The organism is Pseudomonas sp. VMV1 (genome assembly GCF_056790235.1).
The window spans coordinates 1-528 of record NZ_JBXGSE010000044.1; the positions used below are offsets into that span (position 1 = coordinate 1).

A 528-nucleotide genomic window follows, 5' to 3' on the forward strand; every position below is an offset into this window, starting at 1 on the left:
GTAGAGGTCATTACAAAACGCCAACGTTCTTCAGCTTCGAAATCCCCTTCGTATGGCAATCCCAAAAAAGACATCGTCACGGCCTCAAGCTTGAATTCCCACATCAATGCCAGGAAAAAAATTGAAAAAAGGTAAAACGCGAGTATCACATATACCCGCATTCCAAATCGCTTTGAAGAGATTGTCTCTAGCATGGGTTAAGGCTCAGATGAGTTTTTTTTGCTATCGGCAGCGCGCAACAAAACCTTATACCCGAGTAGTGATCGCGGCACTCGTCAGATGCGCTGATTCCCAGCGCAACCTCGAATGGGCACTCATGAGGTCTGCCCAGACCGGCGCCAGATGCAGCACGCCAAAACTGACCGGGACGTTGACGCGAAGGACCCCGCTGGCCTCGGGCGAAGCCGACCCTACGGCCTTCTCGGCCTCATCCATCATCGCCAGCACCTCGCGGGCCTGGTGATAAAACTGCCGCCCTTCGTCCGTCAGCCCAAGCCGGCGCGTGGTGCGATGCAACGTAAGCGTCTG

General features: G+C 54.4%; 2 pseudogenes. Both read right to left on the reverse strand.

Annotated elements, in window-relative coordinates:
- Positions 1-194 (reverse strand): annotated as a pseudogene (locus ACUCV0_RS24080) (putative bifunctional diguanylate cyclase/phosphodiesterase); the annotation flags it as partial.
- Positions 195-306: 112 nt separating this feature from the next.
- A pseudogene (locus tag ACUCV0_RS24085) lies at positions 307-528 on the reverse strand (LysR family transcriptional regulator); the annotation flags it as partial.